The 23,089-nt window shown below is 73.2% G+C and carries 19 protein-coding genes, 2 tRNA genes and 1 pseudogene; 11 read left to right on the top strand and 11 right to left on the bottom strand.

Features of this window, described 5'->3' with window-relative positions; all coding sequences use genetic code 11:
* The first annotated feature begins 77 nt into the window (after nucleotides 1–77).
* The 4 genes from AC0VYN_RS30700 to AC0VYN_RS30685 all read left to right on the top strand — a co-directional run bounded on the left by AC0VYN_RS30700 (nucleotide 78) and on the right by AC0VYN_RS30685 (nucleotide 3,283).
* Nucleotides 78–857 carry an HAD-IIA family hydrolase gene (locus AC0VYN_RS30700; RefSeq protein WP_385464748.1) on the top strand — a complete coding sequence of 260 codons (780 nt, stop codon included), beginning with the start codon at nucleotides 78–80 and terminating at the stop codon, nucleotides 855–857.
* Between the two features lie 102 nt (nucleotides 858–959).
* Nucleotides 960–1,523: a hypothetical protein gene (locus AC0VYN_RS30695; RefSeq protein ID WP_475537018.1), complete on the top strand. Its 564-nt coding sequence runs from the start codon at nucleotides 960–962 to the stop codon at nucleotides 1,521–1,523.
* A 2-nt stretch (nucleotides 1,524–1,525) separates the two neighbouring features.
* Nucleotides 1,526–2,215 (top strand): class F sortase, encoded by a 690-nt coding sequence (locus AC0VYN_RS30690; RefSeq protein ID WP_475533591.1) that lies wholly within the window; start codon nucleotides 1,526–1,528, stop codon nucleotides 2,213–2,215.
* Nucleotides 2,216–2,263: 48 nt separating this feature from the next.
* Complete coding sequence (locus AC0VYN_RS30685; RefSeq protein WP_475533590.1) at nucleotides 2,264–3,283, top strand: glycoside hydrolase family 6 protein; 1,020 nt, start codon at nucleotides 2,264–2,266, stop codon at nucleotides 3,281–3,283.
* A gap of 31 nt (nucleotides 3,284–3,314) precedes the next feature.
* On the opposite strand, the gene glxA is transcribed toward AC0VYN_RS30685, so the two are convergent.
* From glxA to AC0VYN_RS30670, 3 genes are all read right to left on the bottom strand, one after another.
* Nucleotides 3,315–5,252, bottom strand: coding sequence for a radical copper oxidase GlxA (glxA, locus tag AC0VYN_RS30680; protein ID WP_475533589.1), 1,938 nt, complete (start codon nucleotides 5,250–5,252; stop codon nucleotides 3,315–3,317).
* Nucleotides 5,249–7,273: a glycosyltransferase family 2 protein gene (locus AC0VYN_RS30675; RefSeq protein ID WP_475533588.1), complete on the bottom strand. Its 2,025-nt coding sequence runs from the start codon at nucleotides 7,271–7,273 to the stop codon at nucleotides 5,249–5,251. The genes glxA and AC0VYN_RS30675 overlap by 4 nt, the downstream gene beginning before the upstream one ends.
* Before the next feature lie 283 nt (nucleotides 7,274–7,556).
* Nucleotides 7,557–7,630, bottom strand: a tRNA-Lys gene (locus tag AC0VYN_RS30670).
* 198 nt (nucleotides 7,631–7,828) lie between these two features.
* On the opposite strand from AC0VYN_RS30670, the gene AC0VYN_RS30665 reads away from it, so the two are divergent.
* From AC0VYN_RS30665 to AC0VYN_RS30655, 3 genes are all read left to right on the top strand, one after another.
* The gene (locus AC0VYN_RS30665; RefSeq protein ID WP_475533587.1) at nucleotides 7,829–8,962 is read left to right on the top strand and encodes a peptidoglycan-binding protein; all 1,134 of its coding nucleotides are present in this window, start codon (nucleotides 7,829–7,831) and stop codon (nucleotides 8,960–8,962) included.
* A gap of 68 nt (nucleotides 8,963–9,030) precedes the next feature.
* A complete protein-coding gene (locus AC0VYN_RS30660) occupies nucleotides 9,031–10,251 on the top strand; it encodes an SPFH domain-containing protein (protein WP_475533586.1) in 1,221 nt (406 codons plus the stop codon).
* Between the two features lie 125 nt (nucleotides 10,252–10,376).
* The gene (locus AC0VYN_RS30655) at nucleotides 10,377–10,982 is read left to right on the top strand and encodes a lytic polysaccharide monooxygenase auxiliary activity family 9 protein (RefSeq protein WP_386920033.1); all 606 of its coding nucleotides are present in this window, start codon (nucleotides 10,377–10,379) and stop codon (nucleotides 10,980–10,982) included.
* A gap of 45 nt (nucleotides 10,983–11,027) precedes the next feature.
* On the opposite strand, the gene AC0VYN_RS30650 is transcribed toward AC0VYN_RS30655, so the two are convergent.
* From AC0VYN_RS30650 to ehuB, 6 genes are all read right to left on the bottom strand, one after another.
* A tRNA-Lys gene (locus tag AC0VYN_RS30650) sits at nucleotides 11,028–11,101 on the bottom strand.
* Nucleotides 11,102–11,199: 98 nt separating this feature from the next.
* Nucleotides 11,200–11,958, bottom strand: a complete 759-nt coding sequence (locus AC0VYN_RS30645; RefSeq protein WP_475533585.1) for an IclR family transcriptional regulator — start codon at nucleotides 11,956–11,958, stop codon at nucleotides 11,200–11,202.
* A gap of 191 nt (nucleotides 11,959–12,149) precedes the next feature.
* Nucleotides 12,150–12,935 carry an ectoine/hydroxyectoine ABC transporter ATP-binding protein EhuA gene (gene ehuA, locus AC0VYN_RS30640; protein ID WP_475533584.1) on the bottom strand — a complete coding sequence of 262 codons (786 nt, stop codon included), beginning with the start codon at nucleotides 12,933–12,935 and terminating at the stop codon, nucleotides 12,150–12,152.
* Entirely contained in the window at nucleotides 12,925–13,575 is a 651-nt protein-coding gene (gene ehuD / locus AC0VYN_RS30635; protein WP_385464718.1) for an ectoine/hydroxyectoine ABC transporter permease subunit EhuD, read from the bottom strand. Before ehuD ends, ehuA begins: the two co-directional genes overlap by 11 nt.
* Complete coding sequence (ehuC, locus tag AC0VYN_RS30630; protein ID WP_475533583.1) at nucleotides 13,572–14,276, bottom strand: ectoine/hydroxyectoine ABC transporter permease subunit EhuC; 705 nt, start codon at nucleotides 14,274–14,276, stop codon at nucleotides 13,572–13,574. Before ehuC ends, ehuD begins: the two co-directional genes overlap by 4 nt.
* Nucleotides 14,273–15,202 (bottom strand): ectoine/hydroxyectoine ABC transporter substrate-binding protein EhuB, encoded by a 930-nt coding sequence (gene ehuB, locus AC0VYN_RS30625; protein WP_385464712.1) that lies wholly within the window; start codon nucleotides 15,200–15,202, stop codon nucleotides 14,273–14,275. The genes ehuC and ehuB overlap by 4 nt, the downstream gene beginning before the upstream one ends.
* Before the next feature lie 595 nt (nucleotides 15,203–15,797).
* On the opposite strand from ehuB, the gene AC0VYN_RS30620 reads away from it, so the two are divergent.
* Nucleotides 15,798–16,529 (top strand): maleate cis-trans isomerase family protein, encoded by a 732-nt coding sequence (locus AC0VYN_RS30620; protein ID WP_475533582.1) that lies wholly within the window; start codon nucleotides 15,798–15,800, stop codon nucleotides 16,527–16,529.
* Nucleotides 16,530–16,684: 155 nt separating this feature from the next.
* Nucleotides 16,685–17,137, top strand: a complete 453-nt coding sequence (locus tag AC0VYN_RS30615; RefSeq protein WP_475533581.1) for an iron chaperone — start codon at nucleotides 16,685–16,687, stop codon at nucleotides 17,135–17,137.
* Between the two features lie 73 nt (nucleotides 17,138–17,210).
* Here AC0VYN_RS30615 and AC0VYN_RS30610 read toward each other — a convergent pair whose 3' ends face one another.
* A complete protein-coding gene (locus AC0VYN_RS30610) occupies nucleotides 17,211–20,096 on the bottom strand; it encodes an ATP-binding protein (protein WP_475533580.1) in 2,886 nt (961 codons plus the stop codon).
* 132 nt (nucleotides 20,097–20,228) lie between these two features.
* Here AC0VYN_RS30610 and AC0VYN_RS30605 point away from each other — a divergent pair, with 132 nt between their 5' ends.
* Nucleotides 20,229–20,681 (top strand): pyridoxamine 5'-phosphate oxidase family protein, encoded by a 453-nt coding sequence (locus AC0VYN_RS30605; protein ID WP_451688062.1) that lies wholly within the window; start codon nucleotides 20,229–20,231, stop codon nucleotides 20,679–20,681.
* Nucleotides 20,682–20,718: 37 nt separating this feature from the next.
* On the top strand, nucleotides 20,719–22,590 hold the full coding sequence (locus tag AC0VYN_RS30600; protein WP_475533579.1) for an SMI1/KNR4 family protein: 1,872 nt from the start codon (nucleotides 20,719–20,721) through the stop codon (nucleotides 22,588–22,590).
* A 25-nt stretch (nucleotides 22,591–22,615) separates the two neighbouring features.
* On the opposite strand, the pseudogene AC0VYN_RS30595 reads toward AC0VYN_RS30600, so the two are convergent.
* Nucleotides 22,616–22,891: pseudogene (locus tag AC0VYN_RS30595) on the bottom strand (Cif family virulence factor); the annotation flags it as partial.
* Nucleotides 22,892–23,089 lie beyond the last annotated feature (198 nt).

Here is a 23,089-nt window from a genome sequence, read left to right as displayed (position 1 = left end):
GACGGCCGTTCCGCCAAGATCCCGCTCTGTTTAGGGTGGGGCGCAGGCTGGACCGCGTACGGCAGGAGATCCCGCACATGGCAGACCGCAAGCCCATCGAGTCATGGCTCACCGACATGGACGGGGTGCTCATCCACGAGGGCGTCCCCATCCCCGGCGCCGACGCCTTCATCAGGAAGCTGCGCGAGTCCGGCAAGCCCTTCCTCGTCCTGACCAACAACTCCATCTACACGCCGCGCGACCTGCACGCCCGGCTGCGCCGGATGGGCCTGGAGGTCCCGGTCGAGGCGATCTGGACCTCGGCGCTGGCGACCGCGAAGTTCCTGGACGACCAGCGGCCGGGCGGCTCGGCGTACGTCATCGGCGAGGCCGGCATGACCACCGCCCTGCACGACATCGGCTACATCCTCACCGACCACGAGCCCGACTACGTGGTCCTCGGCGAGACCCGCACCTACTCCTTCGAGGCCATGACGAAGGCGGTACGGCTGATCAACGCCGGCGCCCGGTTCATCTGCACCAACCCCGACGAGACCGGCCCCTCCGCCGAGGGCCCGCTCCCGGCGACCGGGGCGGTGGCCGCGCTGATCACCAAGGCGACCGGCAAGCAGCCCTACTTCGCCGGCAAGCCCAACCCGCTGATGATGCGCACCGGGCTCAACGCGATCGGCGCCCACTCCGAGACCAGCGCCATGATCGGCGACCGCATGGACACCGACGTGCTGGCCGGCATAGAGGCCGGGATGCAGACCTTCCTGGTGCTCACCGGCCTGACCCGGTCCGAGCAGGTCGAGGACTTCCCGTACCGGCCGTCCAAGGTCGTCGACTCGATCGCGGACCTCGTCGACCGGGTCTGAGACCGGCCCGTTCCCCGCGTCGCCCGTTCGGAGCAGCGTCGCCCCCGCCCGGATGCGGGGGCGGCCGTCGCGGGGCAGCCTCCAGATGACTGGAGGTACATGATGGGCTCACTGAAGGTAACTGTCTGTGCCGGAGCCGCGCTGGTCGCGCTGTGCGCACCGGTCGCCCCGGCGGCGTACGCGGCGGACGGGGACGGGATCTCGGTGACTCCGGCTTCACCGGCGCCCGGCACCGACGTCACGCTCCGCGTCCCCGGCTGCACCGAGCGGACGGCGGTCGCCGTGTCCGCGGCGTTCGAGTCCGACGTACGGCTCGCCGTGGCCGCCGAGGACGGCGTCCTGGTCGGCGCCGGCCGGGTCCGCACCACGGTGACGGTCGGTGTCTATACCGTGCGGGTCACGTGCGGCGAGAACGCCCGCAGGGGCACCATCACCGTCGGGCCGCACCGCCCGGCGGACCGCCCGGACACCCACGCCTCTCCCGTCGCCCCCGTCGACGCGGGTGGCGGCGGTGCCGCGGTGCCGGCCGCCGCGGACGCCGGGGACGGGGCGCGCGTCGACCCGCCCGGCACCGCGCACACCGTGACCGGTCTGGTGCTCGCCGGGATCGCCGCCGTCGCCGTGGGGCTGCGCGGGGTGCGCAGCCGGAGCCGCAGGGCGGACTGACCATGTCCGACCAGGACCGACGGCGGGGAGAGGTCCCGATACGCCCCGCCGGCCCCGGCCGCCTGGTGAGCGGCACCGCCTGGGTGGTGCTGTTCCTCGGACTGTGGCTGTGGGGCCGCGACGCCACCGACGTGCACGCGGGCATGTCCCGGCCGGCCACCGGCGACATGGCGGCCGCCGGCCGGCCCCCCGACCTGCCGCTGCCGCCCGCCCACGCGCCCCTCGGCGACGCCCTGCCCGAACGGCTCGACGTCCCCGGACTCGGCATCAGCGCCCCGGTGCTCGCGCGCGGCCTCGACGGCAGGGGCGGGATCGAGCCGCCCTCCTTCGACCGGGCCGACACCGTCGGCTGGTACGCGGCCGGCGTGACACCGGGGGAGGCCGGGGCCGCCCTGATGGTCGGGCACGTCGACACCGAGACCCGCCCCGCCGTCTTCTACCGGCTCAGCGGCATCGAACCCGGCGCGACGATCCGGGTCGTCCGCGACGGCGGCGGGGTCGCCGAGTTCACCGTCGACGACGTCCGGGTCCTCGACCGCGACGGCTTCGACGCCCGCCAGGCCTACGCGCCGCGGACCACGGGACGGGCCGAACTGCGCCTGATCACCTGCGGCGGCACCTTCGACCGCGCCACCGGCGGCTACACGGCCAACGTCGTCGTCTCGGCCTATCTCACGGGCACCGGCCCATGACCCGGGTATGTCAGGATTGAGCCTCCGAACAGTGCACCGGGGGGTTGGATGTACGGCAGCAGGGGGGCCGGAGGGACGACCGCGAGGCGGGCGTCCGCGGCGGTGCTGGGGGCGGCGCTGCTGATCGCGGGGTGCTCGTCCGGCGGCGGGGACGGGGACAAGGACGCGGGGGCCGGCATCACCCAGCAGCCCAGGGAGACCGACCCCTTCTGGGTCAATCCCGACGGCACCGCGGCCCGGCAGGTGGTGTCCCTGGAGAAGGCGGGCAAGCAGGACCAGGCCGACCGGATCCGCAGGATCGCCGAGCAGCCGACCGGCGAGTGGATCAGCCCGGACAACCCGGAGGAGCAGACCCGCGGCTTCACCGAGGCCGCCGACGAGGCCGGGCGCACCGCGCTGCTCGTCCTCTACAACATCCCGCACCGCGACTGCGGCCAGTACTCGCAGGGCGGCGCCGCCGACGGCGACACCTACCGCTCGTTCGTCGACGGCGTGGCCGCGGGCATCGGCGACCGGGCCGCCACCGTCGTCCTGGAACCGGACGCGGTGCTCCACCTGGTCGACGGCTGCACCCCGGACGAGTTCCACGAGGAGCGCTACGACCTCCTCAAGGGCGCCGTCGCCAAGCTCACGGCGCTGAAGAACACCAAGGTCTACCTGGACGCGGGCAACGCCGGCTGGGGCCACCCCGACCAGATCTTCGAGCCGCTCCGGCGGGCCGGCGTCGACCAGGCCGACGGCTTCGCCGTCAACGTGTCCAACTTCTACTCCACCCAGGAGTCCATCGCCTACGGCAAGCGGCTCTCCGCCAAGGTGGGCGGCAAGCACTTCGTCGTCGACACCAGCCGCAACGGCAACGGCCCCTACACCAAGGGCGCCCCCGACAAGCAGTGGTGCAACCCACCGGGCCGCGCCCTCGGCGAGACACCGACCGTCCGGACGGCCGACCCCCTGGTCGACGCCTACCTGTGGATCAAGCGCCCCGGTGAGTCGGACGGCGAGTGCAAGGGCGGCCCGAAGGCGGGCGCCTGGTGGCCCGACTACGCCCTGAAGCTGGCCGGGGGGTGACGCCCCGGGGGGAGTGAATCCCCCCGAGGCGCTACGGCACCCGCACCCACTGCGCCTTGGAGGGCGTCCCCTCCCCGTCCGTGGCGAACAGCATGTACCAGCCCGACTGCACCAGGTTCCTGCCCTCCGGCACGGTCACCGTCAGCTTGTCCCCGTCCGCCTTGAAGTCCAGCGCGATGGACCGCTGGTCGACGTCCGTGACGTGCGTCGAGGCGCTCGGCCGGATCAGCCGCACCTTCTCGACCGTCGAGGCCGCCCGCGAGGTGAAGGTCCCCGACGCGCCGCGCGCGATGGTCTGCGGACCGCCCGACAGGTCGGGCCGCGAGTCCCGGTACAGGTACGGCGGCGTGTAGATCTCGACGCGCTGCTCGAACGTGCCGGGCTTGGTGTTGGCCTTGTCGGCGTAGAGCGAGTCGGAACCGAAGAACATCAGGCGGCCGTCCGGCAGCAGGATCGAGCCCGAGTGGTAGTTGCGCCCCACCAGCGGGTCGGCGACCTTCTCGAACCGGTTGGTGTCCGGGTGGTAGAGCCGCGCCTGGTGGATGTTTGAGTCGCCGCGGCCCCGGTAGTCCTCCGAGCCGCCGGAGACCAGCACCGTGTCGTCGGGCAGGATCGAGGCCTGCGGGTAGCGCGTGCCCTTCTCCAGCGACGGCCCGTCCACGAACCTAGGGTCGTCGGCCTTCAGATCGACGATCCGGGTCTTCTCGCTGGCCAGCTTCGACTCGCCGACCCCGCCGCCGCCGATCACCATGTACTTCTCGTCCTGCGCCGGCGGCAGCAGCACGGTGCCCGACGTCTCCAGCATGTCCGGGTCGCTCAGGCCGGGGATCCTGCGGAACTTGTTGGTGTCGACGTCCCAGACGCCCGGGTCGCGCCCGACGTCGTCGGGGCCGTACCCGGCGTTCGAACCCGAGTAGAAGATCTTGCCGTTCTGCATCAGGAACAGCGCCGGGTACGTCGGGAACTGGCGGACCTGGTCGGTGTAGGTCCACTTCTTGGTCTCCGGGTCGTAGACCTCGTTCTTGCCCGGGACCAGCTGGCCGATGTCGTCGAGACCGGAGACGCTGAGGATCCTGCCGTCGCTCAGCGTGGTGAGCGTCGGGTACCAGCGGGCCTCGTGCATCGGGTCGACCTTGATGTACTTCTCGGCGACCGGGTCGAACTCGAAGGCGTCCCGGATCCCCTGGAAGTCCTTCTTGTCGAGGGCGAGCTTCTGCGCGATGCCGTAGGTGTTGCGCGCGTCGGCACCCGACAGGCCCTGGATCCGGTAGTTGTCCTCGGTGCCCGTCTCGTACTCGGCGCCGCTCTTCTGCGCCTCGACGTAGATCCGGCCGAGGCCCGGGTCGTTGCGCACGAACTCGCCGGTCACCGGGTCGAAGACCTTCTCGGCGCGCGGCACCAGTACCGGGTCCCTGGAGACGAACGTCCTGCCGTTCTCCTTGCCGGTGAACCTGGTGCCCGCGGGCAGCGTGATCGGCCTGTCCGGGTTCTCGTTGTGGACGATCATCAGGCCGCCGGCCTTGGTGACGTCGCCCTTGAGCTTCTCGTACCGCTTGGTGCCGCCCGCGATCAGCAGATTGCCGTTGGCGAGCTGGGTGTGGCCGGTGCAGAACAGGTCGGCGGGCGTCGGCACCTTCTTGACGGTCCCCTTGACCGGGTCCCAGATCCGGGTGTCGAACTTCTTGTCGTCGAAGTTGTCCTGGTTGTTGCCCGACCCCGCGACGAGCAGCACCTTGCCGGTGCGCAGCAGCGCCGCGTGGATGGTGTTCTGCCGGTACTCCTCGGGAAACTCGACGATCTCCCACTTGCCGTTGGCGGCCTTGTACTCCGGCTTGTTGATCTCGTACTGGTGGTATTTCTCGGTTCCGAAGCGGTAGAGCCACGGTCCGTTCATCCCGGCCAGCGCTACTACCACCGCCGTGCCTATCGCGAAGCGACGGGCCCGGCGGCGGCCGGCACGGTCCTTCATTCCTTACGTCCCCCAAGTCCACCAAGGGCGATCTGCATGGTCTGGTCGCCGTCCCCGTCGGGGGAGGCGGCCCAGTCGGGCTTCTGCTGCGGCATGTGCGGCACGTGAGCACCGTGCGCCCCGTAGGGCAGGTCCCGGGCCGGCAGCGGATACGGCTGGTACGGTCCCGCGGGCGCCGCGTCCTCCGGCTGGGTGCGCGGCTCCGCGGGAGCCGCCGCGGCGGGCTTCTTCCCCGCCTCCCGCAGGGAGTACCGCCAGGCGAGGATCGGCGAGGCGGTGATCAGCAGCGCGAACGTCGCCCAGATGATCATGGCGGGGTGGGAGTGGCCGAGCACCAGGCCGGCGGTGATCGAGCCGCCGAAGACGACGATGAAGTACCAGTGGTAGCGGAAGGTCCCGAACAGGGTGTCGGGGCTCGCCGAGTCGCCCTTGGGCGTGACCACGAACTTGCTCTTGCGCCGCAGCACGGAGTCGACGAGCGCCTTCGCGTACAGCGGCGCCGACAGCGCGGACATCACCATGCCGGCCACACCGCCGGAGCCCTCCGGCTCGTGCGGCGAGACGTTGTGCCGGCGGTTCCAGACGTACAGGCCGATCTGGAGCGCGGAGGCGTTGCCGTAGAGCATCAGCCAGACCGTGGGGTCGATGTCCACACCCGAGGCGCCCAGGCCCAGGAACAGCGCGCAGCTCATCGCCGCGAGGATCCAGTTCAGGGCCGACATCGGGTAGAAGATGATCATCATCGTGTAGTTGAAGAGCTTGCTCGGCGGCAGCGAGTACCAGCCCTTCCAGTACTGCTTGAGGATCGTCTCGTACGTCCCTCGCGACCAGCGCATCTGCTGGGTGAAGAAGTCCGTCCAGGCGTTCGGGCCCTCGCCGACGGCGAGCACGTCCGGGGTGTAGACCGAGCGCCACTTGCGGCCGGTGGCCGGGTTCCGGTGGCGGTGGATCTCGAAGCCGGTCGCCATGTCCTCGGTGATCGAGTCGTACAGGCCGCCGATCTGCTTGAGCGCCCTGATGCGCACCGCGTTGGAGGTGCCCACGAACATCGGCGCGCCGTAGCGGTTGCCCGCGCGCTGGATCAGCGCGTGGAAGAGGAACTGCTGGGACTCGGCGGCCTTGGTGATCGGGTTGTCGTAGTTGCCGTAGACCTGCGGGCCGATGACGAAGCCGACGTCCGGGTCGCGGAAGAAGCCGAGCATCCGCTCCAGGTAGTTCGGCAGCGGCACGTGGTCGGTGTCGACGGAGGCGAAGAAGTCGTAGCCGTCGCCGTGCGCCTCGAGCCAGGCGTTGTAGTTGCCGTGCTTGGTTTTGGCGCGGTGCGGTCCCTTGGGCCGGTTCCACCTCGCGACGCCCTTGCGGGAGAAGTGGTGCACGCCGAGGCGCTCGCAGACCGCCTTCACCTCGGGGTCGTCGCCCTCGTCGAGGAGCCACACGTGCATCAGGCCGCGGTGGCGGATCCTGACGGCCGCCTCCAGGGTCTTCGTCACCATCTCCAGCGGTTCCTTGCCGGGCACGAAGGAGGTGAGGAAGGCGACCCGGGTGCCGGTCTCGGGCACCACGGGTACCGGGTCGCGGGCGACCAGTGTGGCGTGCGCGTTCGACAGCACGTTCAGGCAGCGGAACAGCTCGATCAGGCCGATCGAGACCAGCATGACGATGTCGAGGGCGGGCAGCCAGTCGAAGGCCGGGTAGTCGCGCTCCGTCCAGTGCTCGGGCTGGAGCAGCCAGACCAGCAGCACCACGGACAGCAGCGGGGCCGCGGCCAGCATCAGGGCGACCCGGATGCGGTGCGGCTCCTGCGAGAGCAGCGAGCGGTACTGCACCGTGTACGGCTTGTGCGGGTCGGGCTGCGTGAGGGGACCCGCGAGCCGGCTGTAGTGCTCGTAGTCGTATCTGGGCAGCGCCTTCTTGATCCGGCGGAACGAGCCGGTGTTCCAGTTCCGGTGCGCGGGCACCCTGAGCTGGGTGGTCTGGGACGGGTCGTGGTCCTGCCCGGCGCCCGTCGGCGTCGACGTCATGAGTCTTCCCCCCACACGCGGGTCAGTGCGTGTTTCGTCGCTTTGCTTCGTCCGCCGGGTCCCCCTTGCCGTCACGGACGTCTCAGTGGTGGGTTGCTGTCACCACGGCATCCACACCTTATATAGACATGGAACGGCGCCCCCCGGTTGCATGATGCCCCCTGCGGCAACCGGCCCCCCGACCCGGACCAGGCTTCTACGGGGGTCGGCATGATCGCAAGAGGCCCCGGCTCCGGATACGCCGAAGGCCCTCCGTGTGCTACGGAGGGCCTTCGACCGTCTGTGCGCCGCCAGGGACTCGAACCCCGGACCCGCTGATTAAGAGTCAGCTGCTCTAACCAACTGAGCTAGCGGCGCCTGCTGACTCGGACAACTTTACCCGACGCCGGCGGGTGCTCCCGACCACGTCAGGGGAGGGCCTCCCCCGCGCGCACCTCCCGGGTACGTCATTCGGACCGTCAACATGCGCGCGAACAAGACAGTTGAGAGGCTGATCACGGTGCGCCGCCGCGCACACCTACGCGGACTTTTTCACTGCTGTGTGAGGGGAATCGCATGGAGACTCCGGTATTCGAAGAGATCGATCCCGTGAGCGACTGCGACTGCCCCGGGTGCCGGGCCCGGTGCGCCGTCCCGCCGCGGGCCCCGGCGGGCCGGGGCATCAACCCGGCCGCCCATCGCGTCCTGGTGGTGGCCACCGCGGCCACCGCGACCGCCGCCCTCGGGGCGGGCCAGGCGGCGGCCGCCCCGGCCGCCCCCACGGTCCACCGGCCGGGCGATCCCGTGGACGGGCAGCCCGACACCCCGCAGGGCCCCAGGGCCCCGCTGCACGGTCCGACGGGCCGGCCGGCGTCTCCCGCGGCAGGTACGCAGCTGCCCGCGATCACCCGTACGGACATCATCGAGCGGGCCAGGACCTGGGTCACCGCGAAGGTGCCCTACAGCATGACCGCCTACTGGTCCGACGGTTACCGGCAGGACTGCTCGGGCTACGTGTCGATGGCCTGGAAGCTGCCCACGAACGAATGGACCGGGAGCCTCGGCGCCTTCGCGGACCGGATCACCAAGGAGGAGCTCCAGCCCGGCGACATCCTGCTCTTCCACAACACGGCCGACCCCCAGCAGGGCTCCCACGTGGTGATCTTCGGCGGCTGGACGGACGCCGCGCACACCTCCTACACGGCCTATGAGCAGACCCCGCCGAACACCCGCAAGCAGTCCACGCCCTACGCCTACTGGAGCAACTCCGCCAAGTACCTCCCCTACCGCTACAAGGGAGTGACGAGCGAGACGACGCCCGCGGCGGACGGGGCACCGGCCACCGCGGCGGCCCCCACGGCCCGGACGGGCGAGGCCACCGCCGGGCTGCCCGGACCGGGGGCCCGTCGGCCGGCGGCCACCGGCGGGGGCGGGGACGTCCCGGCCGGCGCGCCGCCCGCCCCGCACGGGGTGTCCGGCTATCCGGGCCGGGCGACGTTCCGCCCGGGCGCGGACAGTCCGCACGTCACCCGGCTCGGCGCGCAGTTGGTGAGGAAGGGTTTCGGCAGGCACTACACGAACGGACCGGGACCGCGCTGGGGCGAGGCGGACCGGCGGAACGTCGAGGCCTTCCAGCGCGCCCAGGGCTGGCGCGGCGGCGCGGCGGACGGCTACCCGGGCCCGGAGACCTGGCGGCGGCTCTTCTCGTGACCGGCCCCGGGGGCCACCGTTCGTGATCATCCGTTCATGGCGCGTCTGGCGCGGAGGCTGGAGCACGCATGAGTACGACCTCTTCGACGACACCCTCGACGACCCCGGCACCGGTCCCGGCACCGGTCCCGGCCTCTCCCTCGCCGTCGGAGCCGGCTCCGGCTTCCGCCCCGGCTTCCGCCGCTCCGGCTCCCGGCGCCGGCGGGCCCGGGGAGGGCGCGGTCCGGTCCGCGCGGATCATCCACAACGAGGCGACCACGGAGATCCCCGTCCACCTGCTGTTCCGGGACGACCCCGCCCCGGCGCCGGTCCCGCTGCGGGCCGCGGTCGTCGGCCGCAGGCAGGGCACGGGGGAGCAGCCGCGGATGCGGCGCCCCACCGCGGCGCGGCCCCGGCCGGTGGCCGCGGTCGACCCGGAGCTGACGGAGCGTCCGGCCCGGGTGCTGCCCGGCACGGCGGGCGTGGCCGCCGGGGCCTGCGGGGTGGCGGGCTGTGCGATCACCTCCTGGTGGGCCGGGATCGTGCCGCCGCTCGCCGTCCAGGCGCTGGGCGTGCCGGCGCAGGCGGGTGCCGGGCTCGGGCCCGCGCAGTGGGCGGCGTACGCGGCCGCCGGGGCGCTCGGGCTGTTCGGCTTCGGCGGGCTGGCCCGGGGGCGGACCGGGCAGGCCTGGGTGCTCGGTCTGTTCGGCCGCTACCGCGGCACCGTCCGGCGCACCGGTCTGATGTGGGTGAACCCGCTGTTCCTGCGGCGCCGGGTCGATGTGCGGCTGCGGCACTGGCGCAGCGAGCCGATGCCCGCGGCCGACGGCAACGGGGTCGCGCTCCGGACGGTGACGCTGGTGGTGTGGCGGGTGCGGGACACCGTGCGGGCCACGCTGGGCGTCGAGGACCACGAGGCGTACTTGCGCGAGTGCGTCGAGGCGGCGCTGGCCCGGATCCCGGTGGAGCCGGCGGGCACGGTCCGCGGCGCGGCGGACGTGGCGGGTGAGACGCTGACCCGGCTGGTGGCGGCGGACGCGGCGCCGGTCGGTCTGGAGGTGTTCTCGGTGCGGCCGGTCCGGGTGGAGTACGCCCCGGAGGTGGCCGCCGCGATGCACCGGCGCCGGATCGCCGCCCTGGACGCGGCGCAGCGGGCGAGCGTGCTCACCTCGGTCGTGGACTCGGTGGAGGACACGGTGACCCGGCTGACGATGCGCGGGCTGGTGGAGCTCGACGACTACGAGCGCAAGGTGCTGGTGAAGGACCTGACGGTCGCGTTCTGCGCCGGGCGGGGAGAGCCGGGGGCGTGAGCGGGGCCGCGACGGGACCGGGTTCTTCGATTGGTATGGACATGTTCAAGTGACGGTCATAACCTGAGACTTGGTCTAGACCAGAAAAGCTCGCTGCCCTTCCCCCACGTCACAGGAGAAGCAGTATGCGCAAAAGGATCAAGTTGTCCGCCGCGGCGGTGGGCATCGCGACGACCGGAGCCCTCGTGCTGTCCTCCGGCGGCGCCAGCGGCCACGGCTACACCGATCTCCCCGTCAGCCGGCAGAAGGTGTGCCAGAACGGCACCGTCACCGGCTGCGGCTCCATCCAGTGGGAGCCGCAGAGCGTCGAGGGCCCCAAGGGCTTCCCGGCGGCCGGACCGGCCGACGGGCAGATCTGCTCCGCGGGGCACGGCACCTTCGCCCCGCTCAACGCCCCCAGGCAGCCCAACGGCCAGGCGTGGCCGACCACCAAGGTGAACGGCGGACAGAGCTACACCTTCCGCTGGCAGTTCACCGCCCGGCACGCCACGACCGACTTCAAGTACTACGTCACCAAGCCGGGCTGGAACCAGGACCACGGCCTGTCCCGGTCCGACCTCAACCTGACGCCGTTCTTCACGGTGCCCTACGGCGGCAAGCAGCCGCCGGCCACGCTCTCCCACAGCGGCACGCTGCCGTCCGGGCTGAGCGGGCACCACGTCATCCTGTCGGTGTGGACGGTCGCCGACACGGGCAACGCGTTCTACGCCTGCTCGGACGTGACCTTCTGAACGAACGGAAGAGGGCCCCTCGCGTGTGCGAGAGGCCCTCTACTGTGCGCCGCCAGGGACTCGAACCCCGGACCCGCTGATTAAGAGTCAGCTGCTCTAACCAACTGAGCTAGCGGCGCATGACTCCCGCCTTCCGCTTTCCGCGGTCGGCGACGACGGAAATACTACCTGTTCCGCGCGGGTGCTCACGACCACCGCCCACGCGGCCGGACACCCCCTAGATCGCCATCGACAGCAGGACCGGTGCCGCGCCCCGGTTCAGGGCGTCCGCGGCCTGCCGCAGCCGGTGCGCGTGCGCGACGGGCAGGGACAGGGCCAGGCAGCCCGCGGCGGAGCCCGCCGTCAGCGGGACGGCCGCGCAGACCGTGCCCAGCGCGTACTCCTGGAGGTCGAGGACGGGCACCGTGGGCGGCTGGGAGTCCAGCCGGGACAGCAGCAGGCGATCGCTGGTGATCGTGCGCGAGGTCAGGCGGGCCATCCGGTGCCGGGCGAGGTGGTCGCGGCGGCCCGCGTGGTCGAGCTGGGTCAGCAGGCTCTTGCCGACCGCGGTGGCGTGCGCCGAGACGCGGAAGTCCACCCACTCGTTCACCCGGGGCGCGGCCGGGCTGTCGGCGTACTGGGTGACGCTGACCTCGCCGTCGACGTACCGGCTGATGTAGACGGCGGCGCCCACCGAGTCGCGCAGCCGGTCCAGGGTGTGCTGGAGCTTGTCGCGCAGGGCCTCCTCGCGGCCCTGCGCGGAGCCCAGGCGGGCCAGGGCCGCGCCCGTGACGTACGCACCGTCGGCGGTCCGCTCGACGTAGCCCTCGCGGCGCAGCATGAGCAGGAGCGGGGTCAGCCGCTCCCGGCCGAGGCCGGTCCGGCGGGCCAGTTCGGTGTCGGTGATTCCGGTGCTGTGCCGCGTCACCGTCTCCAGGGCGCGCAGGGCGTCCTGGACCGAGTGGTGCGGCGCGGTCGGCTTGTGCTGCAGCGCCACGGTGGTCTCCCCCTGCGCTCGCTTCGTAGGCCCTGGTCCGGACAGCGGGTCACCTTCACGATAGCCGTCAATGAGTCGCGAGCGAGGGGGTGTTGGCCGGATTCCGGCGCTCCCGGCCGCGTCGTCGGCGATCGGCACATGCCGGTGGCGTGCCCCGGCGTCCCGACCTCGGACGCCGGGGCGCGCCCGCCTCACAGCACCGCGCTGAGGAATTCCCGGGTCCGGTCGTGCTCCGGCTCGCTGAAGATCTTCTCCGGCGCGCCGGCCTCGATGACCCGCCCCGAGTCGAACATCAGGACCTGGTCCGATATGTCCCGGGCGAAGTTCATCTCGTGGGTCACGCAGAGCATGGTGATGTCGGTGCTGCGCGCGATGTCCCGCAGCAGGTCGAGGACGCCCGCGACCAGCTCGGGGTCCAGCGCGGAGGTCACCTCGTCCAGCAGCAGCACCTTGGGCCGCATCGCCAGCGCCCGCGCGATCGCCACCCGCTGCTGCTGTCCGCCGGAGAGCTGGGACGGGCGGGCGTCGCACTTGTCGGCCAGGCCCACCATGTCGAGCAGGCCCTTGCCCCGCTCCGCCGCCTCGTCCCGGGACATGCCGAGCACGGTGACCGGCGCCTCGGTGATGTTGCGCAGCACGCTCATGTTCGGGAACAGGTTGAACTGCTGGAACACCATCCCGATCTGCTTGCGCACCTCGCGGCGCTGCTTCTCGTTCGCCGGGAACAGCTGCTGCCCGTCGACGGTGATCGTGCCCTCGTCGGGCTTGAGCAGCGTCATCAGCAGCCGCAGGATCGTCGTCTTGCCCGACCCGGACGGGCCGATCAGGGTGACGTGCTTGCCGGCGTCGACGGAGAAGTCCAGGTGGTCGAGGACGGTGTTGTCCCCGAACCGCTTGGTGACCTGCTCCAGGCGGATCAGCTCGCCGGTGCTGCGCTCGGGGCTCTTCTCGGGATTGGGGAGGGTGTCAGTGGGCAAGGCGTCGCTCCAGGGCTCGCAGGGCAAGGGAGGCCAGGTAGGAGACGATGATGAAGGCCACGCCGATCACCGTCAGGGGCTCGGTGAACTGGAAGTTCTGCTGGGAGAACAACCGCGCCTCACCGAGCATCTCCAGCACCGTGATCGCCATGAGCAGCGGTGTGTCCTTCAGCATCGAGATCACGTAGTTGCCGAGGGCGGGCACCACCCGGCGGACGGCCTGCGGCAGGATCACCGCGGTCCACGTCCGGCCCAGCGGCAGGTTCAGCGCCGTGGCGGCCTCCCACTGGCCGACCGGCACCGCCTCGATGCCGGCCCGGTAGACCTGCATCGTGTACGTCGAGTAGTGCAGGCCGATGCCGATCACGCCGGTGGTCAGCGCCGACGCGGTCACGCCCCACTCGGGCAGCACGTAGAACAGGAAGAACAGCTGCACCAGCAGCGGGGTGTTGCGCACGAACTCCGTGACGACCCCGACCGGCCAGGTCACCCAGCGGGACGGCGTCCGCATCAGCAGCGCCCACACCAGGCCCAGGGCGAAGGAGATCAGCGAGCCGAGCACCAGGATCTGGAGGGTGACCAGCAGGCCGTCCCAGAAGTGCGGCATGAACTCGGAGACCGCGTTCCAGTCCCACTTCATCGGACACCCCCGATCCCGGCCGGCTCAGGAGTGACGGTCTTCCGCTTCGGGACCGCCTTCCCGACACCCGCCTTCAGCCTCTTCTCCAGACCGCGCATCACCCGCGTGAGCAGGAACGCGATCACGAAGTAGATCAGCAGGACGTACGTGTAGATCTCCGCGCTCTCCTGGAGTGCCAGGCGCACCAGGTTGCCGCTGAACGCCAGGTCGCCCATGCCCATGATCGACACCAGGGCGGTGCCCTTGAGCAGCTCGACCAGCAGGTTGGAGAAGGGCGGGATCATCTCCGGCACCGCCTGCGGCAGCAGGATCAGCCGCATCCGCTGCCAGGGCGTGAAGCTGAGGGCGATGCCGCCCTCCTTCTGCGCCGGGTCGACCGCGCCGAGCGCGCCGCGCACGATCTCGGAGCCGTACGCCCCGTAGGTCAGGCCCAGCGCCAGCGTGCCCGCCCACATCGGCACCAGCTGCCAGCCGAAGGCCGGCGGCAGCACGAAGAACACCCAGAAGATCATCACCAGCGCGGAGGTGCCGCGGAACACCTCGGTGTAGAAGCCCGCGAGGAAGCGGACGATCCACAGCCGATGGGTGCGCGCGACGCCGGCCACGAAGGACACGGCCGTCGCCAGCAGGGCGCTGAAGAAGAGCAGCTGGACGGTGACCCAGACGCCCTGGAGTACGAGTTCCCACAGTCCGGATGTCATCCGCCGCACAGCTCCTTCGCGGTCAGATCGGTCATCTCGTCCTCGGTGAACCCGAACGGCTTGAGGATGCGCAGCAGTTCGCCGCTCTTCTTGAGCTTCTGGAGCTCGACGTTGAAGGCGTCCCGCAGATTGGTCTCGGTCGGCCGGAAGGCGAAGCCGCCGCCGTCGACGTGCGGCCTGCCGCCGACGACCGGCTTGAACGCCTCGGTCACCTCGGCCTTCGACGACTTCTTCACCACCTCGCGGGTGGTCAGCGCCGTGCCCGCGAAGACGTCCACGCGCCCGGCCTCGACGGCGTTCAGGCCGGCCACCTGGTCGGGGACGATCAGGATGTCGCCCTCCTTGTACCCGGCCTCGACCGCGTACTGGATCTCGGCGTACCCGGTGCCGGTGGCGAACTTGGCCTTCTTCTCCACCACGTCCTTGTAGTCGCGCAGGCCCAGGGGGTTCCCCTTGCGCACGATGAAGGAGTCGAGCATCTGGTAGTCGGGGTCGGAGAAGATGACCTGCTCGCAGCGGTCCGGGTTGATGTACATGCCGGCCGCCACGACGTCGAACTGCTGCGACGCCAGCCCCGGGATGAGGGAGCCGAACTCCGTCGGGACCGGCTGCACGCGGTCCACTCCGAGCCGCTTGAAGATGACCTTCGCCAGTTCCGGCGCCTCGCCGGTCAGCTCCCCGTTCCTGTCGATGTATCCGAAGGGGATCTCGCCCGCGATGCCGAGCCGGGCCACGCCCTGGGCCCTCAGCCGGTCGAGCAGGTCGCCGCCCTTCACGTTCGACGCGGTGGCGACCCGTGAGCAGCCCGCGGCCCCCAGTGCGCCGAGCGCCGCGGCCCCCGCGAGCAGCGATCGGCGAGTGGGCCCCGAACTCCCGGACCTTCGGACGGATATGCCCCATGGAGGGGTTCTGTGTGGTGGAGCCATGGGCGCGCAGCTACCCAAGGTCCCGGAGGTTATGCCGATCTTTTTCGGTCCGATATGGCGGCACGGCGCCCCCGGCCGCCGCTCCCCGGCCCGCCGCCGTGACGGAGATGACTGCGCGCTGCATCGAAGTCCCGCTGGTCACGCGAGCCGTCACGGGCACGGCCCGACAGCCCGACGAGCGGGCCCCGGCGCCCCACCCAGGCGTCCGGAACACCCTCCCTCCGGTCGGGGACACGCATCACTCCATATGCACTGGTAGCGGGACACAAGCCCTCTTTTCGGCCTGTGCGACGAACGAGCCACCACCGGAGGATCCGGCACCCGCTGCCCGACGGCGACCGGTCGTCCGCCGCGCCGGCGGGCCGACCGCGCTCGCCTCGAAAGCCACCTCCGTCAACACGTCCCTGCGTCCGGCGCGTTGTCCGCTCGTCCCCCAGGGTGAGACCGGGACGCGCCACGGACCTCTCCGGGCGCGGTGACCCCGGTGATCTCGGCCAACCCGGTGACGATGTGGGCGGCGCTGCGCCGACTGGGTACCCGTACCGCCAGGGACTCCGGACGTTCCTGGCACGGAACAGCAGCAGGAAGGGTGGACATGACAGCACTGGGATTCCTGTACCCGGGCCACTCCGGCGAGGACGACTACCCACGCATCGAGCAGCTCCTGGGCAGCGACATCCGAGTGGACCTGGTGCACACCGAACCCGGCGGGGACCCCCACGGCGGGGACGCCCTGCGCGAGATGGGCTCGCCGCAGCGGCTCGAGGCGGACACGGCGGAGCTGCGCCTGGCCGGCGCCGACGCCGTGGTGTGGGCCTCCACCCGCGGCAGCTTCGCGTACGGCTGGGAGGGCGCCCAGGAACAGGTGCGCTCCCTGGCCCGGACGGCGGGCCTGCCGGCCTCCTCGACCTCCTTCGCCTTCGTGCACGCGGCGAAGGAGCTCGGCCTGCGCAAGGTCGGCATCGGCGCGACGTACCCGGACGACGTGGCCCGGCTGTTCGCGGACTTCCTGCGCACCGCCGGCGTGGAGGCCGTCGCCGTGGTCGGCTCCGGGAACATGACGGCCGCGCAGACCGGCACCTGGACGGAGGACGAGGTGCTGGCGCTGGCCCGCTCCGCCGACCGCCCGGACGCGGAGGCGGTGCTCCTGCCGGACACGTCCCTGCACACGGCGGCACACGTCCCGCTCCTGGAGAAGGAGCTCGGCAAGCCGGTCCTCACGGCCAACCAGGTGACCGTCTGGGAGGGGCTGCGGCTGGCCGACCGGAGGGTGAACGCGCCGGAGCTCGGAGCGCTGTTCACGCGGGAGCCGGTGGTCCAGGTCTGAGCCGGGGGCGCCACCGGGCCCGCCGCCGGGTTCCGTGGCGCTTTCCGTGGTCAGTACGGAGGCGCGGGCGCGCCGGCCGCGGGAAGCTGTGATCACAGCGGCCGGACCGGGTACGGCACACCGGCCGATCGTGAACCGCGACCACGGGAGTGACGATGAGCGCCACCGACGCCAGCACGTACGAGGGTTTCTCGGCCGACGAGCGGGCCGCGATGAAGGAGCACGCCCAGGAGCAGAAGAAGGCGGCGCGCCGCGGATCGCGCGCCGACAAGGCGGCGGAGGCCGAGCGGGACCTGCTCGCGAAGATCGCCGAGATGGGGGACTCCGACCGGATCATGGCCGAGCGCGTCCACGCCGTGGTCACGGCCGCCGCCCCCCACCTCGCGCCGAAGCTCTGGTACGGGATGCCCGCCTACGCGCTGGACGGCAAGGTCGTCTGCTTCTTCCAGAGCGCGGCGAAGTTCAAGGCCCGCTACGCCACGCTCGGCTTCAACGACCCGGCGAAGCTGGACGAGGGCACGATGTGGCCGACCGCCTTCGCCCTGACCGAGGTGACGCCCGAGGTGGAGGAGCGGATCGCGGCCCTGGTGAAGCAGGCGGTGAGCTAGGGCCCCGTCGTCCGGATCATGCCGACCCGGCCCGGACGACAGGCCCTGGGCCCCGTCGTCCGGACCGGCCCGGTCACCCGAGGGGCCGGGCCGCGAGCCCCAGGCCGGCGAGCGCGGCCTCGCCGGCGGCGGTGTGCTCGCCCCCGGCCAGCAGCAGGGTGCGCGCCGCCTGGTAGGGGCAGCCGGCCGCGTCGAAGGCCGCCGCGGCCGCGAGCTGCGCCGGCAGGTCACCGTCGAGCAGGGCCCGGGCGCGGTCCACCTGCGCGGTGGCCACCGGGTTCCCGTCGACCGCCTTCCGCGCGGCCTCGACGCGGGACCGGGCCTCCGGGTGCCCGGCGAGCACCGCCGCCTCCGCCCGCAGGGCCACGTACCAGTGCAGCCAGATCCAGCACACCCACTTCCACACCTCGCCGGGGTCCGGCGCGACCCGCTCCAGTGCCGCGTCGGCGTCCCCGTGGTGGAGCAGGACCATGGCGTCCAGGACCGCGCCGTAGCCGAGGCGGTGCTGCTCGGGTGCCGTGTCCGCCCGGTCCACGACCGCCAGCCAGGCCGCCCGGTCGTCGTGCTCGCCGCGCAGGCCGTGCACCATGGCGACCGACGCGGCCCCGGCGCCCAGCGACAGCGACGGCCGGCGGCCGCTGTGCTCCCACGCGTCGAGGAACCGCACACTGCGGCCCAGCACCTCGTCGCCGTGCCCGGCGAACGCGTCCGCGGCCAGCAGCCAGGCCGTGGCGTGGTGCCCCGCCTCGGCCAGCAGCGGGTGGTCGGCGAGCTGCCTGCCCCAGCGCCGGGCGTCCGGCAGCGCCCCCACGCCGAGGGCGGTGCCGGCGGCCATGGCGAGGGCGTCCATCGACTCGTGCGTACGGGCGGGAGTGGGCGCCGCGGCCGCGAGGACGTCCACCCGGCGCCGGGCGGCCGCCGCGCCGTCGAAGGCGTCACCGGCCCAGCTCCGGGCGCCGGACAGCGCGTCGAGGGCCGCGGACTCCGCCACCGCGTCGCCCGTGCGCCGGGCGAGCGCGACGGCCCGTTCGGCGCGTTCGACCGTGTCGGCGACGGTGTTCTCCGCGGCCCCCTGGAGCGCGCCGTAGGCGTCGCAGAGCACCGCCGCCTCGGCCAGCGCGACGGCCGCCTCGGCGCCCGGGGTGCCGTCGGACCGCTCCCGGGCCCCGGCGAGAAGGGCCGTCGCCTCCGCCACGGTGGGGAGCCGGGCGAACAGGGTGGAGAAGCGGTACGCGACGGTGGCGGCCGCCGCCAGGTCGCGGCACGCGCCCGCACGGTCCCCGGCCCGGCGCGCGGCCTCGGCGGCGGCGCGGTGCAGCCGGTACATGTCGTCGCCGAGCCGGCGGCACCCGGCCACCGCGGCGGCCTGCCGCAGCGCCGCGGCACGGGCGGCGTCGTCGCCGGCGAGGGCGGCCGCCTGCTCGTACCGCTGCTGGGACTCGCCGAGCAGGGTGCGGGAGAGGGCGAGCCGGGCCAGCGACAGGGCGAGACGGTGGGCGTCCGCGCGCCGGTCCGGACGGTCGGCGGCCCAGGCGAGGGCGGCCCGGAAGTCGTCCGCCGCCGCGTCGAACCGGGCCCGCCAGTCCGGGCCCGACGTGTCCTCCAGGGCGGTCGCGGCGGCCAGGCACCAGGTGAGGTGGCGGCCGCGGACGCCGGCCGGCTCACCGGCGGCGGCGAGCCGTTCGGTCCCGTACTGGCGGATGGTTTCCAGCGCCTGGTACCGGGTGCCGGTCGCCGACGGCGTGACGGTGAGCAGACTCTGCTCGGCGAGCCTGCCGAGCCCGTCGACGACGGCGGCCGGGTCGAGCGGGACGCGTCCGGGACCGCCGGTGGCGGATCCGGCGGTCCCGGTGGCCTCCTCGGCGGTGTCCCCGACGCTCTCGGTGGCCCCCTCGGCCGGGCTCCCCGCGACCGCGGTGGCCGCCTCCGCGGTGAACGGGGCGACGAACACCGACACCCGGCGCAGCAGCGCCTGGTCCGCCGGGTCCAGCAGGCCGTGGGACCAGTCCAGCACCGCCCGCAGCGACCGGTGCCGGTCGTCGGCGCGGGACCCGCCGGTGAGGATCCGCAGCGGATCCGCCAGACCGGCCGTCAGACCGTCCAGGCCGAGCGTGGACCAGCGGGCCGCCGCCAGCTCGATCGCCAGCGCGAGGCCGCCCAGCCGTTCGCAGACGGCCACGACTCCGTCGGCCACCGCCGGACCGGGCGGCTGTCCCACGGCGGCGGCCCGGTCCGTGAACAGCGCCACCGCCTCCGACGCGTCCCCTCCGTCCCGCGACAGCGGGGGGACCGGCAGGACACGCTCGAACGGCACCATCAGCCGGGCCCGGCTCGTCACCAGCACCCGCAGCCCAGGACAGGCCGCGAGCAGCCGCTCCAGGAACGGCGCCACCCCGTCGCGCACCTGCTCGCAGTTGTCCAGCACCAGCAGGGCCCGGTGGTCCGCGAGCGCGGCCAGCACCGCGTCGTCGACCCCGCGCCCGGGCTGCTCGCCCACGCCCACGGCCGCCGCGACCGCCGCGCCCACCCGGTCCGGCTCGCTGACCGGGACGAGGTCGGCGAACCACACCCCGTCCGCGAAGTCACCGGCCAGGTCCGCCGCCACCGCCAGCGCGAGCCGCGTCTTGCCCACCCCGCCCGGACCGGTCACGGTGACCAGCCGGTGCGCCGCCACCGCCCCGGCGAGTTCCGCGCGCTCCCGCGCCCGGCCGATGAACGCCGTCAGCGGCGCCGGCAGGGCGGGCGCGCTCCGGGACCGCTCGGCGCGGGCCGCCGCGGCCGCGTGCCGGGCGAGCGCCCGCCGGTCCGGCAGCCCCAACTTGCGCAGCAGCGAGGAGACGTGCGACTCGACGGTGCGTACGGAGAGGACCAGCCGGGCCGCCATCTCCGCGTTGCTGAGGTGTTCCCCGAGCAGCGCGAGCACTTCCGCTTCCCGCGCCGAAATCCCTGGACTGGTCACCGGCTCATTATCCGTGGCGCTTTCCGTGGCGGGCACGGAGGCGGTCCGTGCCCCGGCCCCGAGAGGCTCTGGTCACGGCGATCCGCCCCGCCGCGACCGGGCGGCCCCGAACCGCGACCGACAGGAGTGACCATGAGCGCCGAACCCCGCTCCCGCGCCCGGCGACGCGAGGACACCGAGCACCGGCTCACCCACGACGTCGACGTCTGGGTGGCCAGCGCCTCTCCCGACGGCGCCCCGTACCTCGTACCGCTGTCCTTCGACTGGGACGGCGAGGCGCTGCTGATGGCGACGCCGGCCGACAGTCCCACCGGGCGGAACCTGGCCGCCACCGGGGTCGCCCGGCTGGCCCTCGGCCCCACCCGGGACGTCTCCGTGATCGACGGCGAGGTCGAGGTCCTGGACCTCGACGCGCTGCCGCCGGGGCGCGCCGACCGGTTCGCCGGGTGCACCGGCTTCGACCCGCGCGCGTCGGCCCTGCCGTACCGGTGGTTCCGCGTCGTCCCGCGCCGCATCCAGGCCTGGCGCGAGGAACCCGAACTGACCGGCCGTGAGCTGATGCGCGACGGCCGCTGGCTGGCCTGACGCCCCGTTGTCGGTGCCGGGTGACAGGATGCCCGGCATGACGACGGACGGTGACTTCGACTGGGCCCGGTTCCTGGGGCGTTGGCAGGAGGAATGGGTCCCGGACGAGCACGGGACCCGGAGGGACCGGCTCGGGGGACCGCCCGCCACGGAGGGCGCCGTGGCGGCGGCCGAGCGGCGGCTCGGCACCCGGCTGCCGCCCTCGTACCGGGCGTTCCTGGCCGCCGCCGACGGCTGGTGGGTGGACGCCACCGCGTCGGTGTACCGGCTGGGCGGCGTCGAGGACATCGACTGGTTCGGGGACCCGTACGGACTCACGGAGATCTACGAGGAGACCCTGGACGAGAGGTCGGACGACCGGGAGAGACTGCTGGCCGGCATGTGGCGGCGGGCGCTGCGGCTGGAGACCGAGTCCGACATGTCGCACGCCCTGCTCGACCCCGGGGACACCGACGCGGACGGCGAATGGGCGCTGTACGTGTACCAGGGCTGGAGCGGCGACCTCCCGGACCGGTATCCGTCGTTCCGGGCCTACATGGAGGCGCGGTACCGGGCGTTCCACGCGGACCGGGCCGGCTCCGTGACCGGGTTCGAGAACGACACCACCCGCGCCCAGGACGCCAACGTCGAGCGGGCCAGGGAGGAGGCGCTGCGCGGACACCCGGAGACGGCCGCCGAACTGCTCACCGAGGCGCGCGCGTTCGGCCGCCCGGGAGCCGCGGCGCTGCTGCGGCAGCTCACGACCCGCCCGGCGGTCAACCTGCGCTTCGCCTTCGCCGGCCTGGTGACCGACCCCCGCTACACCGGCGAACTGCTGCCGGTGACGGCGGCCGCGCACGTCGAGGACAACCGGTACCGGGAGTCCCTGGGGACCCTCGCCCTCGGCTGCGAGACCGACGACCGGATGCGGGCGGCCGCGGACGACCTCGTCGACCGGATCGCCCGGGGCGTCCACCGGTACGAGCCCGGCGGGGCGTTCGGCCGGGCGGTGGCCGAGGCACGGGAGGCGGCCCGCTGGGGCGACGCGGACGCGGCGTGGCGGACGATCCGGGCGGCCGTGCCGTCCTGGTCGCCGCCGGGCCCGGACCTCGTCGCGCCGGTGGGTCTGACGGCCGACTCCGTACTGGGCCGCGTCGTCACGCCGGAACGCTGGCGGGAACTGCTGTCCACGCCCCGCGCGGGCCGCGGCGGCCCGGTACCGGAACCGGCGCCCGCCCTGGACCCGCCGGGACTGCGCTGGCTGGTGGACGACGCACGCGACCGGATACGGACCGGCTACCGGTGCCTGTGGGTGGAAGGCGTCGAGCCGGCCGCTCTGCCCGGCCTGATCGGCGAGCCGGGCTGCGCGGGGCTGAGCCCGCAGCCGGTGGACCCGCGGGAGCGCGTCTTCGGGGAGGCCGCCACGGGGGCGCGGGGCAGGGAACCCTGGGAGGACCGGGCGGTGCTCTCCGTCGGACGGACGGGGTCCGGCTGGGCGTTCGGCTTCGAGGAGGCCCCCTCGTACACGCCGGGCAACCAGTTCTTCCTCTCACCCGCCGCGGCGGCCTCGGCCGGGGGGCGGAGCGTGGTGCTCTGGGTCCAGCCCGCGCGGACGCACTCGGAGCGGGCCGTCCACCTGTCGGTGGCGGAACGGGGCCGGGAGCTGTACGCGTTCACGCTGCGGGGCACGGAGAGCGAACGCGGCGGCGACGTCCCCGGGCCCCTCGATCCGGACCGGCTGTTCGAGGGGGCGGCGGGGGAGGACGGCGAACGGCGCCTGCTGGCCGCCCTGGAGAACGAGTTCGCCCTGTCCCTGCCCCGCTTCGCCCTCACCGACGGCGTCCTGCACCGATTCACCACCCGCTCGTGGACCCGGGCGCCCCGCGAGGGGGAGGGCTACGCCGTCTTCGGCTGGTCGCGCCTCGGGTGACGCCGCCGGCGGTCGTCAGGGGGGCGGGCGCGACGAACTCGGGCTGGTCGAGCACGCGCAGCCGGCTCCCGTCGCCCTGGCGCCGCACGACCTGCGCCCGGGCCCCGGTCCCGTCCTTCGGCGGCGTCGAGGTGAGCGCGAGGTCGCCGCTGATCAGCGTGGGCAGCGGCGGTTCCGGCTCGAACCGGGGAGCGGCGGCCAGCACCTTCTCCCACAGCGCGCGGATCGCCTCCCGCCCCACCGCGGGCGGACGGGCCGGCACGGCGACCGCCTCACCGCCCGCACCCTCGAGGACGTGCACACGCCGGGGGTACTGGCGCTGATCCGGGCGAACGCCCCCCGGCCCGGCGGTGCGCGAGCTGCTCGTGCACCGCCGGTCGGCCTTCGGCGGCCCCCGCGACGCGCTCCAGGGCCCCGCCGGGGAATAACCGGAGGCTCCCTCCTGTTAAGCCGCGCAGCGACCCGCGCGCACGTCACATCCCACAGGAGGCACCCCAGC

This window comes from Streptomyces sp. 63XJN7_1_ISO-PGPR-S23-121 (assembly GCF_056173025.1).
This window is presented reverse-complemented; position numbering and strand designations above follow the sequence as displayed.

Excerpts from the sequence above, each read along its gene's own strand:
- AC0VYN_RS30695 (WP_475537018.1), top strand. The coding sequence starts at position 960 with ATGGGCTCACTGAAGGTAACTGTCTGTGCCGGAGCCGCGCTGGTCGCG.
- AC0VYN_RS30615 (WP_475533581.1), top strand. The coding sequence starts at position 16,685 with ATGAGCGCCACCGACGCCAGCACGTACGAGGGTTTCTCGGCCGACGAG.
- ehuB (WP_385464712.1), bottom strand. The coding sequence starts at position 15,202 with ATGGCTCCACCACACAGAACCCCTCCATGGGGCATATCCGTCCGAAGG.
- AC0VYN_RS30685 (WP_475533590.1), top strand. The coding sequence starts at position 2,264 with ATGTACGGCAGCAGGGGGGCCGGAGGGACGACCGCGAGGCGGGCGTCC.
- AC0VYN_RS30690 (WP_475533591.1), top strand. The coding sequence starts at position 1,526 with ATGTCCGACCAGGACCGACGGCGGGGAGAGGTCCCGATACGCCCCGCC.
- glxA (WP_475533589.1), bottom strand. The coding sequence starts at position 5,252 with ATGAAGGACCGTGCCGGCCGCCGCCGGGCCCGTCGCTTCGCGATAGGC.
- AC0VYN_RS30655 (WP_386920033.1), top strand. The coding sequence starts at position 10,377 with ATGCGCAAAAGGATCAAGTTGTCCGCCGCGGCGGTGGGCATCGCGACG.
- AC0VYN_RS30620 (WP_475533582.1), top strand. The coding sequence starts at position 15,798 with ATGACAGCACTGGGATTCCTGTACCCGGGCCACTCCGGCGAGGACGAC.
- AC0VYN_RS30675 (WP_475533588.1), bottom strand. The coding sequence starts at position 7,273 with ATGACGTCGACGCCGACGGGCGCCGGGCAGGACCACGACCCGTCCCAG.
- AC0VYN_RS30605 (WP_451688062.1), top strand. The coding sequence starts at position 20,229 with ATGAGCGCCGAACCCCGCTCCCGCGCCCGGCGACGCGAGGACACCGAG.
- AC0VYN_RS30700 (WP_385464748.1), top strand. The coding sequence starts at position 78 with ATGGCAGACCGCAAGCCCATCGAGTCATGGCTCACCGACATGGACGGG.
- ehuC (WP_475533583.1), bottom strand. The coding sequence starts at position 14,276 with ATGACATCCGGACTGTGGGAACTCGTACTCCAGGGCGTCTGGGTCACC.
- AC0VYN_RS30665 (WP_475533587.1), top strand. The coding sequence starts at position 7,829 with ATGGAGACTCCGGTATTCGAAGAGATCGATCCCGTGAGCGACTGCGAC.
- AC0VYN_RS30600 (WP_475533579.1), top strand. The coding sequence starts at position 20,719 with ATGACGACGGACGGTGACTTCGACTGGGCCCGGTTCCTGGGGCGTTGG.
- AC0VYN_RS30660 (WP_475533586.1), top strand. The coding sequence starts at position 9,031 with ATGAGTACGACCTCTTCGACGACACCCTCGACGACCCCGGCACCGGTC.
- ehuD (WP_385464718.1), bottom strand. The coding sequence starts at position 13,575 with ATGAAGTGGGACTGGAACGCGGTCTCCGAGTTCATGCCGCACTTCTGG.